Below are 14252 nucleotides of genomic sequence, written 5' to 3' on the forward strand. Positions count from 1 at the left end.
GGTCTGCTCCGCAGACACGACGCGCCGCCGCTACGCGGCGGTTCAACTGCCTTGCTCCGCAAGGCAGTTGATGGACCGTCACTCCGTGACGGTTGTTCAGATCGCTCCGCGATCTGAACGCAGGAATTCGCTCCGCGAATTCCTGAAAAGCGGCTGGCTGGGCCAGCCTGCGCCTCGCGTTTTAGCTTTCGGTTGGCTTGAATTTGTGTTACAGACCTGACTTGTAATCAGTATAGTTAGAAGTGTCTGGAGGGGCGGCAACTCTTCCGGATCAGAAACCATGAACTCGCCCGAGAAACAAGAGGAGAACACGAAAATGGCAAAACTCAAGCCCGTCTCCATCGCCGCTTTCGCTGAAGCCCGCGAGGAAGCCCACGTCGTCCTCGCACACCTGATGGCCCGTCTGGCACCCGGCGAGCACGTCGTCCGGCTCGGAGTCGGCATGGAAGGACAGGACCAGGTCCTGAGCGCCACGCTCCCCATCACGGTGCAAGGCGAGGGCAGCGCGGAGGACTTGGTGGGCGTGGAGCCGAAGTTCTTCGACAACTTCGTTTTCCTGTTGGCCTGCGGACTGGCCCAGACGCTGTCCTACGGCGTGATGTACCTGCGTTCCCCCTCCCCCGTGGCTGCTGGCGGCCCGTCCTACACCGTGCAGGCGTGGGACCTGGACTGGGGGACGCTGACGGAGTGTGATGCCGCCCGAGCGCAGGAGCTGATCGGGGAGCGTGAACCGGCGTTGTTCACCGACGCGTTCGGAGTCCACTGTCTTGCGGATGATGAGGATGGGGACGGGGCTGAGTCCGTCTACCCGCCGGTGGCCTACACCGTTCTGTAACAGGGGCTGCGTGCGGGCGGGGATGGCAACCCCGCCCGCTTCAGGCCCCGTTGGCCCGCCGGGGAGTGCGGGGTGCTGGCCCGCTTGGGCCGGCACCCCGGGGCTTTCAGTGGCGCGGAGCGCCGCAGAGCCAAAGAAGGAGAGGGAGGGGTGTCGTGTCCCGTGGTGCGGGGCGCGGCGCTCCTCCCTCTCCTGTTTTTTGTGCGTCGCGTAGCGATGCCGGGTTGCCTTGTTTTTGGTGATGCGGAGCATCACGGTTCTGCTCGGGGTTTTTCCGCCGCGTAGCGGCGGCGCATCGCGTCTGCGGAGCAGACCGCGCGCCTGGAATTGTGGTGTGGGGTTTGGGGTGTTGGGGTTTGGCTGGCGGGGAATTTGTGGTCCGGTAAGGTCGGCAAACCTTGGTCCGGTATTCCCCGCCAGCTGCTCACTCGCCCGAGTGAGGCTTTCTTTATGGTAGGTGATGCGAAGGGCGTGTGCGGGGGTGCGGCGGCGGTTGTGCTCCTGGTTTGGGTGAGGCGGGGTGTGGTGGGCTGTGGAGGATGGGCGGTTGCGTCGGCTGTGTGAGGGGCGGTGGGTGGTCAGCCGTGCCTGGATCGTGCGGTACACGGGGGCTGCGTCCTCGACGGTGGCGCGGTGGTACGCGCAGCGGGATCGGCAGCCGAAGGAGCTGCGGCATCCGGAGGTGGTGTGCACGGTGGAGCGGATGCACTATTTCGATCAGCAGGCGGTGGAGGCGTTTTGGGCGGCCTGGCAGCAGGACGTGGGGACCGGTTTGCTGGGGGTGTCGGGGCGGCGGGCCGGCGATGGGCAGGGTGCGCGAGGCGGTGGACACAGCAGGGCGGAGCGTGAGCGGGCGGTGGAGATAGCACTCAAGGCACTGCGGAAGGCCGGCGGCCACCGTCGCGGGCTGGCCGCCGAACTCGCCCGTGAGCATGGCGGTGTGGCGCGTAGCTGGCAGCGCGCTGTCGCGGAAGCTCGCGCCCTGTACGAGCAGGGCCAGGAGCCGGGCAGCGATCCCGGAGCCTGACAGTGCCTGCCGGTGCCGGTCGGTGTGGGGGGCGTGCCGCGGGACCTCGGGGCGCGAAGCGCGGCGGGCGCTGGCCGCCGCGCAGCAGGAAGCAGCGCCCCGGTTCCCCCGATGCGCGCCGCCCGCCCCGTCCCGTCCCTTTTCCCTTTCTTCTTTTTCTGGTCTTCGGGGGCAACGAGGGTGTGCAGAGGGGGATGTCGGGCTGTCGACCATGCCCGTGCGGGCGTGGTGAGCTGGTGAAACGCTGTCAAGGCGGGTGCTGTGTAGGTGCAGTTGTGGGCGGGGTTGTGGGTCGGGTTTGGTGGCGGGGATTGCGGCCCGGCTGGGAGCGGGGTTATCGCATCGTGACCGTGGTCGGGGCGTGATGGTCGCCGTGATGGGTGGGGGCGGCTGATGGCCTGTCCGGTAGACGTGGCGCCGGGCAGGCGGTGCCGCGCCCTATCCGGGCGGGGGTTGCTGCTGATGGTGGATACGGATGCTGGGAGTGTGGATCGGCTGGCTTTGGCGGTGCTGGTGCAGTACCGGATGGCCACGACCGAGCAGATGCATCGGGTGATTGCACCTGGGGTGCGGGCCGAGCAGACGCGGCGGCGGCTGGCCAAGCTGTGCGAGGAAGGGCTCATCGATCGGATCACCCTGCCGCGGGCGGGGCGGATGCGGGTGTGGTTTCCCTCCCTTTACGGGGTGCAGGTGGCCTCTGAATGGTCGGAGTTGCGTGATGGCCGGTCACCGAAGCTCCTGTCCGACCCCACAGCAGCGCGCCTGCGCGCAGGCCACACGCTGGCGGTGACGGAGACAGGGCTGGCTTTCCTGCATGACGCGCGCCGCCGCGGGGATGTGTGTCGGCCTTTGGACTGGATCCCCGAGGTCTACCACCCCCTTGGGGGCGGTGAGGCGGTCACCCCCGACGCGCTGTTGTACTACCGGCGTGCCCGTGAGGGCGGAGGGGGCGGGGCGATGCTGAGGGCCTTCGTCGAGGTGGACCGGGCGACGATGGGGCCCGAACGTCTCGCCGCGAAACTCACCGCCTACGCCCGCCTGCACCAGTACATTCCCGCACCCATACCGGGGACACAGCGCCGGGTGGGGTTGGGGGAAGTGGAAGAGGACTGGCGGCGACGCTATCCCATCTTCCCCCGGCTCCTGTTCGTCCTGGACGGCACCGGGCCTGCCGGGATCGACAACCGCATCAGCGCCTTGCACGCCACCATCCAGATACCGGCAGTGGCCGGCTTCCTGCGGCAGGTCCCCGTCCTCGCCACGCCCATGGCCGCCCTCCGCCACCACGGACCCACCGCACCCATATGGCACCCCATCCACGACACCGACCAGAAGACCGGGTGGATGCACAACCACCACCCCTAACCACCTCAGCGGTGCGCGCATACCGCCAAGTCGGCGGTTCCCAGAGGCGGGGGTGATGGAGGTGGGTTGTTCGATGGTGGAGTCGAGGGATCGGACGCTTTGCTGATTCTGCTTGTCGACGATCAGGCGTGGCCACAGCGCGCAGGGTCCGGGGCGCGCCGGGGGCTTCCTGCCGCGGCTGTGATGAGCAGCAGGACTTGCCAATCGCTCAGAGTCAGGCTGGCTGTGGCGGCCGCGAACAGGGCATGCTCCCGGCAGCGCAGTGGGGGAGGGAGCGGCCGATGCTCGGGCCATTGGGGTACGGCGACGCGGTCAGGCTGCTCGGCGGTAGCGGCCCTGTGCTCGCCGCTCTCGACCGGGTCGTTGGCGGGGCGCTGTTTTCCGCGGCGGGGCCGGCGCCCGATCTGGTGCTGGGCCTGTTTGATGCCAAGGCTGAGCTGGCTGAGCTCAGCCGGAACCTGGTGTCGGGTCTTGCCGAACGGCTCCAGGGGCTCAGCCGCTTCGGCCGTACCGAGCGTCTTGCCGCCGCCCACGCGGTCCTCGTCATCGCCGGCTACAGCGAGGCGATGGGACAGGTCGAGCTGCCCTTCGACCACCGGCAGCTAGGGGTGAGCCGGGTTGAGTCGGTGCACCTGAGCACGGGGCGGGCCCCGGATTCGGAGCGGCTCGCGGCCGTCGCTGAGCACCTGCTCCGTGCCGGCCTCCCCGTGCCCTCGCCCCACCTCCCGTATGAGCAGACCCTTGAGGAGCTCCTCGGCTACTACGCGCAGGCGGCTGAGCTGACGGCCCATTATGTGGCGGGCTGCGCGGTGTGGGACGACCTGACAGCAGAGGCCCGCGAGGAGGTCGGGTCCGTCCTTGCCGACCGGGTGCCTGCCCTGGCCGTTGAGCGCTACGAGGAGCTGTTCCGGCAGCTCACGGCGGATTTCCCCGAAGTCGCGGCCTGGATTGACCGCACCGACCACCGGGCGACCCGCGCCGTGCTGGTGAGCCTGGAGGACTCCCTTGCCCGGGTCGTGGACGGCGCTCTGCCGCCCGGCAGGCTGGCCGCGCTCCACCGGGCGGGCGTGATGGGTCTGGATGGGTCGGTGCTCGGCTCCTTTGAGGAGATTGCCGACGGCATGGTCGTGCCCGCTCTGCGCGAGGCGTATGTGAGCCCTGATTTCCGGGTGGCCGAGTACCGGCGGGCGGACGGCGCGATCCACCAGGACTATTGGTGGGAGGCGTACGAACGCCGCTCGGGCTTGGACGCCTTCCTTGCGGAACTGCTCGTTGCGCCGCTTGCCGCCCAGGCGCCGGTGCTCTTGCTGGGTCAGCCGGGTTCCGGCAAGTCGTACCTGACCAAGGTGCTCGCGGCCCGGCTGCCGGTCGATGACTTCCTGGTGGTCCGGGTGGCGTTGCGTAGCGTCCCCGCTGATGCGGGCGTGCAGGAGCAGATCGAGGACGCGGTGCGTCAGGCCACTGGCGAGACGATGGACTGGCCTGCTGTCGTGCGGGCTGCGGACGGCGCGCTGCCCGTCGTGCTGCTCGACGGCTTCGACGAGCTCCTCCAGGCGACCGGCCTCAACCAGTCCGACTACTTGGAGCAGGTCGCCGCCTTCCAGCGTCGCGAGGCGGGTTTCGGCCGCCCTCTCGCGGTCCTGGTCACCAGCCGGACGGCCGTCGCCGACCGTGCCCGGCTCACCTCCCGGGGAATCGCGGTTCGGCTGGAGGATTTCAGCCCCGCCCAGACGCGCCAGTGGCTTCAGCTGTGGAACGGCAAGAACGCCGGGCACTTCGCACAGCGCGGTCTTCAGCCCCTTGAGGCGGACCGCGTGCTGTGCCAGCCGGACCTGGCGGGCCAGCCGCTGCTGCTGCTGATGCTCGCGCTGTACGACGCGCAGGACAACGCCTTCCAGCGGGAGGCGCACGACATCGCCGGATTCGACCTGTACGAGCGGTTACTGGAGCGGTTCGCCCGGCGGGAGGTGCTCAAGCACGCCCCCTCGCTCCCCGAGCGTGAGCTGGCGCACGCCGCCGAGCAGGAGCTGCTGCGGCTGTCCGTCGCCGCGCTCGCCATGTTCAACCGGGGCCGGCAGTGGGTGACCGACAACGAGCTCGACGCCGACCTGGCCGTGCTGCTGCCGCGCCAGTTCCCGCCCGTATCCCCGGCGGGTCTGCGGGCACCGGTCAGCCGGGGGCAGGCGACGGTCGGCCGGTTCTTCTTCGTGCACCGCGCCGAGGCCTTCCGCGACAACGAGCTGCTGCGGTCGTATGAGTTCGCGCACGCGACCTTCGGCGAGTTCCTCGTTGCCAGGCTCGTCGCGAGCGAGCTGCTGGAACTGGCCGACGCGGCCCGGCCTGAGGCCCGGCGTACGCGCAGCGCCGCGCCCGACGACGCGTTCTTGCACGCCCTGCTCTCGTACGCCGCGCTGTGCGCCCGCACCCCCGTGATCCGGTTCCTCATCGACACCCTGGACCCGCTCCCCCACGAGCGCCGAGCCCGGGTGCGGGCGCTGCTCCTGGACCTCTTCCACGAGGTGCAGCGGGAGCGGCGCTCCTCGCTGTACGCCGACTACCGGCCCGCCCAGCGGCCGGTACCGGCCCGGCACGCCCTGCACAGCACCAACCTGCTGCTGCTTGCCCTTGCCACGGGGGAGCCCGTGCACGGCAGGGAGCTCTTCCCCGCAGCCCACGATCCCGTGGAGGGGTGGACCTCGCTGATGTGGTTGGCCAAGTCGCAGCTGCTGGCGGCCGAGTGGCACGGGCTCGTCACACACGTCAGGCTCCAGCGCGTGTGGCACGAGGGCCGGCGCGAGGTCTCGGTAGGGCTGACAGACCCTCAGACGGCCGAACGTGTTCCGGAGCCGGCATCCGCGCCGGACCCGTTCTGGTCCCGTAACTGGGGGCCGGAGCATGACATCCACCCCAGGATGGGCGAGATCTGGGGGTGGGCCATGCGCGACTCCGGCGAGTTGTTCAGAGACAGCGGGCTGCTGTGCGACGGGGACGTGGACATGCTGCTGGGGGCCGTGCAGGGCCTGTATGAGACCGGGTTCGGGGATCTGGTGACCGGCTTCGCGCGCCGGGAGGACGGGCGGGCCGCGTCCTCGGCGCACCTGCTGGTGCGGCTGTGGGCCGAGTCAGGGACAGCAGGTACTCCGGGCGGACTGTCCGAACTCCACCTGGACGCGCTCCGGGCGATCTACGCGTTCGACCCGGCACGGCCGGAATTCACCAAACGCTACCTCGCGGCCATGCTGGAACAGTGGCGGATCGCGGGACACCCGGTGGACCAGCGGTGGGTGCAGGACGCGAACACAGCGATCGACCGCAACGAACAAGGACTCGGCCGCCTCATCACCCAACTCCTCAACCAACACCGGACCGGGGATTGACGCCTCCACCCGCGACCCGGACCCACAAGGGACGCCGGTCACGGCAACCAGCATGGCCGGGACCAGGCAACGAGTTGCCGTGTCCGATCCGGTGCCGCATCCAAACGGCCATATCGCACACCCACAGCACACTGACCGCCTCCGGGGGTGGTGATGGCCCGGGAGCGGACCATGTGGGGCAGCAGGGCGGACAGGCAGCGGTGGGCGTGGTACCCGGCGGTCGCGTAATCACCGAGCGCCAAGTGCGCCGACAGAGCCAGGGAGTCCAGCTCGGACTGGTCGTAGAAGGCAAGCATCCACACCGGCCGATGGTCGGCGGGGTCCGCGCGCAGCATAGCGTCCTGCGCGGCGATCACGCTGGCGGTGATCACCCATGGCGGAGCCGCGGTCAGCGGGCTGGCCGGGTTGATGGCGGCCGGGCAGATGGCCGCGGCCTACCAGCGGCGCCCGCACGCGTCAGCGGTGTTCGCCTGTGCCCAGCCGGGGCAGCGTCCACTGGATCGGAGACTGCAGGGCGTACAGGTGGAACGGGGTCTCGCTCAGGCAGTGGTCGACCGACCAGACGATGGGCGAGTGGCTGCGGATCAACGAGGGCGCGGCGGTGCATCTGGCGGCGGAGCTCCACGACAACCGGCCGCGGCTCGGGCTCGCCCAGGCCTCGGCGGCGACGTGCCGGCAGGCGCAGGCCCCCTCGGAGGTCCGTTGGTGCCGCTTGCACGACGGGGTCTTGGACCAGGTGGCCCCGAAGCTGTTCGCCCGGCAGTGCCACGAGCACGCGGCCGACCCGCAGTTGCTCGCGAAGGCCTTGGTCGCGGCGGCCGCGGACGACGCATGCGGGTACCGATTCGACGACGCCCACCTGCTGACTCTTCGAGCAGCAGGTGCCTATGTCGCACCGGCCGCTTCCTGCACAGCGTCGAGGACCAGGTGCCAGGGGTACTCCTTCGGCTTTCCCTGGCCGGGCTGGTTCGGCACGAAGCCGCCCTCGCCGTACAGCACTCGGACCCCCATGTCCCGCAGCTCGGTGATACTGCGCTCGAACCGGCTGTGCTGCACATACGCGGCGTTCACGCACGGCATCGTCACCATCGGGATGCCCTTGCCGACGCCCTCCGCGACAACCCCCACCACGAAGTCATGGGTGAGACCCAGAGCCCAGGAGTTGACCGTGTTGAACGTCGCCGGCGCGACGGCGATGACGTCCGCCTTCGGCCATACGTCGGGTTCGCCGGGCATCTTGTACTCGCTGCGCACAGGGTGCCCGGTGAGCAGCTCCAGCCCGGCCAGCCGCGGGGCCAGCCAGCGCGCGGCGGTGGGGGTGAGGCCGAGACACACCTCGAAGCCGCGGGCCTGCGCCTGCTGGATCACCGTGTCGACGTCGAAGACGGGCGGGGCTGCGGAACCGAACAGGTAGAGCACGCGATCAGTCGTCATGGTCCCATCCGACCACAGGCAACCGACCCCGCTCTGAAGGCAGTCGGGGGCCGGTACTGTTCCCAGTGGCTGCTCAGAACGGAGACCGGTATGCCCCCACTGGACGACAACCACACGGGCGCCCGGATCGCGGAACAGCGCAAACTGGCCAGGCTCACACAACGCCAACTCGCCGACCTGCTGCCGTACTCGTACAGTCTGCTCACCCAGGTCGAATGCGGCGCCCGCCCGGCCACAGCCGACTTCGTCGCTGCGTGTGCCAAAGCCCTGAACGTCGATGTGACCGTCCTGACCGGGCAGCCGTATGTGACCGAACTGCAACGCGACCGGCTCGCAGAACTCGTACGTCCCATCCGTGAGTCTCTCGACCTGTACGACCTCGGGCCCAACCCGGACCTGACCGCACGGCCGGCCCACCAGCTCATCGCCGGAGCCGACCACTTGTGCCAAGAGGTCCGCGCTACGCATCTGCGGAACGCGGCTCGCAGGCTTCCGGGCCTGATCGCTGAGCTCACGCACACCGCGTGGTCGGATCCGTCCACCGAGCGGTGGCGGGCGCTCGCCTCGCTCTACCGGACGGCGCACGACATCAGCGTGAAGCTCGGCTACTACGACCTTTCGGCCGTCGCCCTGGACCGGATGGCGTGGGCCGCCGACCGCGCCGGTGACCCGTGTCTGGGCGCAGTCCGCCAGTACATGCGGGCACTGGTGTACTTCCGCGAGGGCGAGTACCGCATCGGGCAGCGGCTCATCGCGTCAGGACACACCATCGTCGGTCAGGCGGAAACAACCCGCGAAGCTCTGGCGGTCACGGGGCAGCTCCACCTCGGTGGATCCGTCATCGCGGCCCGCTCTGAGAACGTCGGGGCAGTCGTTGTGCACATCGGCGAAGCCAGGAAGATCGCCAGGCGGATCGGCGACGCCTCCGATGTGCACTGGCTGAGCTTCGGTCCGTCCAACGTGGCCCTGCACAGGATGTCCGCCGCCGTGGAGATGCGCCGGTACGACGACGCGCTGAAGCAGGCCCGGAAGATCAAGCTGCCGCCACAGCTTGCCGCCTCCCGCCGTGCGCACTTCCTCATCGACCAGGCCCGCACAGAAATGGAGACCGGGCACACCGAGTCCGCCCTGAAGTCGCTTCTCGAGGCCCGGCGTGTGGCCCCCGAGCAGACCCGGTACCACCCCGCCGCCCGCGACACCATCACGGGTCTCGTGCACATGTCCCGGCGCACCCCGGACACCCTCACCTACATGGCGGCCTGGGTCGGCCTGTAAACGGGCTCTGGCAACTCTCACAGAACTGTGAGAGTTCCACGCCTCTCGCAGCGTCACGCTGTTCTTACACCTGGTCAACGACGAGGCGCAGGCGGCGCAATGACGCGTGCTCAGACCGCTCCCAGAGCGTCGGCACGCACGTCCGCGCGGCCCGCAGCATGCGTCGCGAAGTGCGCCCCGGCAGCCGCGCGAACGACTCCGGGGCTGGCCAACGCCGCTGAGGAGCGTCGACATGACGAACAGTACGGCCCGGAGTGAGGCGTTAGCTCCATCGAGTCCGCCCACGACGAGTGGCGTTGAGGCGTGGCTCGCTTCCGCGCACCCCTCGCCCGCCACGCCGTATGGGGAGTGGGACGGCGAGGCCCGGCTGGCGCTCATCCCGCTGGGGCGGCGCTTCGACGCGGTCCGCATCCCCGCGGCCGTCGCCCACCACGCGTTCGCCAGCCACGATCTGCCGGTCGTGGCCCGGCGGATGGCGCGGCACCTGTGCGGCGGACCCGTCATCCACGACCCCGCAGGCAGCCGCTACTACGCCCTGGTCCCGCCCGGAACCGCCCCCCACTGGCGCGCACCCGCCGCCCAGTGCCTGGGAGAGGGCACCTACCTCGGGGTCCCCCGCCCCGACCTCACGGAGCCGGACCAAGGCACGCTCTGCTCGTACTGGACGGTTCCCGTGCCCCGGCCGGGCAAGCTGTGCCAGGTACCGGACGTGCTGACCCTGGCCATGGCGGGCGGAGCCCTCGCCGACCAGGACGAAGGCGAGGCCACGCCGTGACCGGCACCGAGCCTCACCAGGCCACGAGCACACGGCCGGCGGACACCGCCCAGGTGGTCGTCGACCCCTTCGAGGCGATGGAGACGCTGAGAACAGCCCTCGACGAAGCCGGGATCACCCTCCCCGGGCTCTGGGTCAACTCGGCCTCGTCGCAACCCAGGCTCATCGAGCTGGGCGAGGTCCGCGCCGACGTCGCCCTGCAACTGGCACACGCACTGAGGCGAAGAAGCCCCCAAGCATGAGCGTGGAGTTGACGCAGCCTCCGCGCCCCGGCGAACCAGTGCCTCAGCAAGGAGCCGTGACCGGCGCCTCCTGCTCCCCTCCATCCTCACGCCCCGACCCGAGAGAAGACCCGTTCCGTGCGCACCGCGACCGGACCCTCCCTGATCCCCTTCATCACCCAGCGGCAGGGCGAGGACGCCGCGCCGGACAACCTCCTCATCTTTCCGCACGCCTCGGGACCACGGCTGTACTACGGCGACGAGGACCCCAGGGACAGGCCCCTGCGCGGGGTGCTGTGGGCGCGCTGCGGCTTCAACCCCCTGGACGGGCGGCAGATGCCCACCGGCGCCCCGCACTGGAAGCTCATGCACCCCTACCGGCAGATGATCACCATGCAGAGCCTTCACTGCCAGGTCTGCGCGAAGCCCGCCCGCACACCGCTCGGCTTCATCTTCCTCGCCGGACCGAAGGACCAGGACCCCACCCGGCCCACGATCTGCACCAACCAGCCTCCCGTGTGCGCCAAGCACGCCCGCGCGGCTGCGGCGCTCTGCCCGCACCTGGAGGAGAACCCGATGGTCTTCCTCGCCCGGAGCGCGCCCCTGTACGGAGTCCACGGGACGATTTACGGCCTCAACGCCCGCAACGAAGTGCACGCCGTGGCGCAGCCCGACGAACCGTTGCCCTTCGGCCACCCCAACCTCCCGACCCTCCTCGGATCACAGCTGATTCGGCGGCTCAGCTCCTTCCGCGTCCTCGACCTGGAGGAACTGCTACAGGAGCTGGAACTGGCCGCATAGACCCCCGCCCGGCGACCGCACGACCTCGGACTCCGCGGCCACCGGACGGCAAGCACACCCAGCACGGAGAGCTGAACCGACTCGTGTTCCCCACGGCGAAGTCACCGCCCCGCGCCGGGGCCAGACGCGCTGGCCGGCCACACGAAGGACAGGCGGCCGACGCCAGGCGGGCCCGAGGAGTCCCCGGCTCCACCCCTGCAACGAGCCCACCCACCCCTATCCCCACAACCCACCACGAGGAGTACAAACGTGACGACAGCACTGGAGCGGGAGGCGTTCCCCCTCACCCCGCCCGGAGGCCGGACCCCCTTCAGCGCGGAGACGCCCTCCAGCCCCCGAACCCGACCGTGGGCCCTGCGGTTCGCCCGCACCCCCGACTCCACCGGCGCCGCCCGGGTTCCCCAGCACACCTACGACCACGGCCGCCAGGTCAACATCTCCGACGACGGCGGCCTGTTGACGTGCATGGCCAACACGCACACGCCGACCGTGCCGGACGGCTCGACCAGCAACCCGCCGCCGCTGGACGAGGGGCCGAAGGACTGATGACCGCGCCCGTCCTGATCGTCGCCGCGGCTGACGACTGGCCCACTGACCGGGTCGTCGTCGAGCTGGAGAACCGCGGAGCCGAGGTGTTCCGCATGGACACCGCCGACTTCCCGCAGCGGCTCACCCTGGCTGGCAGGATCGACCAGGGGCATGGCTGGACGGGCGAACTCACCACCGACCACCGGACGGTGGAGCTGTCCCGGGTCGGCGCGGTCTACTACCGTGCCCCCGGGGCGTTCCGGTTCCCCACGGGAATGTCCGGCCCGGAGGAGAGATTCGCCGCCGCCCAGGCCCGCGCCGGCCTCGGCGGAGTCCTGTCCGCACTGGACTGCCGATGGGTGAACCACCCGACCTGCATGGCGCGCGCGGAGTACAAGCCCGTGCAGCTCGCCGCCGCTCGCGAGTGCGGTCTGCGCATCCCTCCGACGCTCATCACCAACCAGCCCAACGACGTGCGCACCTTCGCGATCCAGCACGGCGGTGCGATCATCTGCAAGCCAGTGGCGTCGCCCGTGCTGATCGAGGACGGGCAGCTCAAATCCGTCTACACGCAGCGTCTGACCAGGTCCGACCTGGCCGACCTGCGCGGCATCGACACGACAGCGCACCTCTTCCAGGCGTGGGTCGACAAGGCGCATGAGGTCCGGCTGACGGTCATCGGCCAGCGGATGCTCGCCGCCGCGATCCACGCCGGCAGCAAGGCAGCCCACGAGGACTGGCGCAGGGACTACGGGGCGCTGACCTACACCACCACCACGGTGCCCGAGGACGTCGTCGTCGGTATGCGGCGCCTGATGGCACGGCTGCAACTGCGCTACGGTGCGGCAGACTTCATCGTGGCCCCTCACGGACGGTGGACGTTCCTGGAGGTCAACCCGTGCGGCCAGTGGGACTGGATACAGGAAGCGACCGGCCTCCCCATCGTCGAAGCCATCGCTGATGAGCTGCAAGGAGTCGCCTGATGGACTGGAAGCCGCACGCGGCAGCCCTCGCGGCCAAGGTCACCCACCCTGAATCGGCTTGGTGGGGGCCGATCCGACAGACGCCGCGGCACGTCCTGGTGGAGCGCTGGTTCACGCCGGACGCTCAGGGGTGGACGGCCTTCCACGGCCCGTCCGATGAGGGCATGTGGGCGGACGCTGCCTACTCGGACACCACGCTGGTCACCCGGGTCGGACCCGTACACGCCGACCTGGCCGCCCTCGGCAAGCCGGTCACCGGGCTCCCCACCTCGTCGTCGACGCTGCCGAGTCTCGTCGTGACCATGCTGGAGCACGGTCGCCTCACCGCGGGGGTACGGCTGCTGGACCTGGCCACCGGGTCCGGGTACAGCGCCGCCCTGGCCTGTCACCGGCTCGGTGACGGCCTGGTGACAACGCTGGACGTGGACCCGTACCTGACTGAGGCCGCCGCCGACCGGCTCGACCGGATCGGCCTGCACCCGACCGTCGTCACCGCCGACGCAGGCAGCGAACTGCCCGGCACGTTCGACCGCATCGTGTCCATGGTGTCCATGCCGCGCATTCCCGCCTCCTGGCTGACGGCCCTCGCGCCCGGCGGGCGGCTGGTCACCACGATCACCGGCACCGGTCTGATCATCACCGCCGACAAGACCGACGACGGCGGCGCCGCCGGGCGCGTCGAGTGGGACCGGGCTTCCTTCATGACCACCCGCACCAGCGACGACTACCCGCCTGGTCTGAGTGGCCTGTTCACCACGGCGAGCACCGAGGAGGGCGACGTCTCCGTCTCGCCGTTCCCCGTGCTCAACGTCATGCAGGCGTGGGAGGTGTGGTCGATGCTCTCCCTGGCCGCGCCGGGCATCGAGCACCGCACCGGCACCGGTGAGGACGGCAGCCGCATGGCGTGGATGCTGCACCCCGACGGCTCCTGGGCTCGCGCACGCACGGCACCGGGCGACCGCACCACCACCGTCCACCAGGGCGGGCCGCGCCGCCTGTACGACGTGCTCGAAGCGATCCGCTGGAGGTGGCTGGAGCACGGCGAGCTGCCCGTGTACGGCGCCAGGGCCACCATCAGCCCTGACGGGACGACCACCTTCTCCCGCGGGGGGTGGACGGCAACCCTGTAGGCCCGGCCAGGCACACAGCAGACTGGATTAACCACACGGCAGGGAGCACCCACATGGACGAGTCCGAACCGCTTAAGGAGTGGGCAGCACGCCGGGAGCAGCGCCGTCCCACACCCGGGGAACGACGGGCCACCCCACTCAGCGACCAACCGCAGCAAGGCGCCCACACCGACCCCGACGCACCACGTGTCATCCAGCAGTGGGACGGATACCAGTGGACACCCGACGGGATCGCCGAGGACCACGCCGCAGCCGCCAGCGAGACAGGCCAAGACGCCGACGACCGAGCCGAACGGGTCCCGCTCCCCACGTTCAGCAAACTGCCCCCAAGGCCCGAACCGTGGCGGCCGACCCAACCATGGCACCAGCCACAAGCCCCGCATCCCTGACCCGCGGACCCTGGCCAGCCCGCCTCGCAACCACCCGACCCGCCCCTCCGCTACACCCCCGCAGACCCCCCTCGCCCGGGGATGATGCGACGGCGGCCGCAGGCATGCCGGG

14 protein-coding genes and 1 pseudogene are annotated in these 14252 nt (G+C 70.1%); 13 read left to right on the forward strand and 2 right to left on the reverse strand.

The features are described 5' to 3' along the window. The 5 genes from STRCI_RS00005 to STRCI_RS00025 all read left to right on the forward strand — a co-directional run. Positions 1-220: hypothetical protein (locus STRCI_RS00005; RefSeq protein ID WP_269656673.1), on the forward strand; the 220-nt coding region annotated here is incomplete at its 5' end. Positions 221-280: 60 nt separating this feature from the next. Continuing rightward, positions 281-835 (forward strand): hypothetical protein, encoded by a 555-nt coding sequence (locus tag STRCI_RS00010; RefSeq protein ID WP_269656674.1) that lies wholly within the window; start codon positions 281-283, stop codon positions 833-835. Positions 836-1409: 574 nt separating this feature from the next. Beyond that, on the forward strand, positions 1410-1862 hold the full coding sequence (locus STRCI_RS00015) for a hypothetical protein (RefSeq protein ID WP_269656675.1): 453 nt from the start codon (positions 1410-1412) through the stop codon (positions 1860-1862). Between the two features lie 462 nt (positions 1863-2324). Then, a complete protein-coding gene (locus STRCI_RS00020) occupies positions 2325-3227 on the forward strand; it encodes a replication-relaxation family protein (RefSeq protein ID WP_269664451.1) in 903 nt (300 codons plus the stop codon). A gap of 281 nt (positions 3228-3508) precedes the next feature. After that, positions 3509-6604 (forward strand): NACHT domain-containing protein, encoded by a 3096-nt coding sequence (locus STRCI_RS00025; protein WP_269656676.1) that lies wholly within the window; start codon positions 3509-3511, stop codon positions 6602-6604. 146 nt (positions 6605-6750) lie between these two features. On the opposite strand, the pseudogene STRCI_RS00030 reads toward STRCI_RS00025, so the two are convergent. Beyond that, positions 6751-6951, reverse strand: a pseudogene (locus tag STRCI_RS00030) (XRE family transcriptional regulator); the annotation flags it as partial. Positions 6952-7489: 538 nt separating this feature from the next. Next, positions 7490-8038 carry a flavoprotein gene (locus tag STRCI_RS00035; RefSeq protein WP_269656677.1) on the reverse strand — a complete coding sequence of 183 codons (549 nt, stop codon included), beginning with the start codon at positions 8036-8038 and terminating at the stop codon, positions 7490-7492. 90 nt (positions 8039-8128) lie between these two features. Here STRCI_RS00035 and STRCI_RS00040 point away from each other — a divergent pair, with 90 nt between their 5' ends. From STRCI_RS00040 to STRCI_RS43500, 8 genes are all read left to right on the forward strand, one after another. Beyond that, positions 8129-9313 (forward strand): helix-turn-helix domain-containing protein, encoded by a 1185-nt coding sequence (locus STRCI_RS00040; RefSeq protein ID WP_269656678.1) that lies wholly within the window; start codon positions 8129-8131, stop codon positions 9311-9313. Positions 9314-9545: 232 nt separating this feature from the next. After that, positions 9546-10088, forward strand: a complete 543-nt coding sequence (locus STRCI_RS00045; protein WP_269656679.1) for a hypothetical protein — start codon at positions 9546-9548, stop codon at positions 10086-10088. Beyond that, on the forward strand, positions 10085-10330 hold the full coding sequence (locus STRCI_RS00050) for a hypothetical protein (protein WP_269664803.1): 246 nt from the start codon (positions 10085-10087) through the stop codon (positions 10328-10330). Before STRCI_RS00045 ends, STRCI_RS00050 begins: the two co-directional genes overlap by 4 nt. Positions 10331-10447: 117 nt before the next feature. Continuing rightward, a complete protein-coding gene (locus tag STRCI_RS00055; RefSeq protein ID WP_269656680.1) occupies positions 10448-11110 on the forward strand; it encodes a hypothetical protein in 663 nt (220 codons plus the stop codon). A 249-nt stretch (positions 11111-11359) separates the two neighbouring features. Then, entirely contained in the window at positions 11360-11656 is a 297-nt protein-coding gene (gene tgmA, locus STRCI_RS00060) for a putative ATP-grasp-modified RiPP (protein WP_269656681.1), read from the forward strand. Beyond that, a complete protein-coding gene (gene tgmB / locus STRCI_RS00065; protein ID WP_269656682.1) occupies positions 11656-12621 on the forward strand; it encodes an ATP-grasp ribosomal peptide maturase in 966 nt (321 codons plus the stop codon). Before tgmA ends, tgmB begins: the two co-directional genes overlap by 1 nt. Beyond that, positions 12621-13751 (forward strand): methyltransferase domain-containing protein, encoded by a 1131-nt coding sequence (locus tag STRCI_RS00070; RefSeq protein WP_269656683.1) that lies wholly within the window; start codon positions 12621-12623, stop codon positions 13749-13751. Before tgmB ends, STRCI_RS00070 begins: the two co-directional genes overlap by 1 nt. Before the next feature lie 53 nt (positions 13752-13804). Further along, positions 13805-14140: a DUF6087 family protein gene (locus STRCI_RS43500; RefSeq protein ID WP_418953295.1), complete on the forward strand. Its 336-nt coding sequence runs from the start codon at positions 13805-13807 to the stop codon at positions 14138-14140. Positions 14141-14252 lie beyond the last annotated feature (112 nt).

This window comes from Streptomyces cinnabarinus, from assembly GCF_027270315.1.
Classification (GTDB): Bacteria; Actinomycetota; Actinomycetes; order Streptomycetales; family Streptomycetaceae; genus Streptomyces; species Streptomyces cinnabarinus.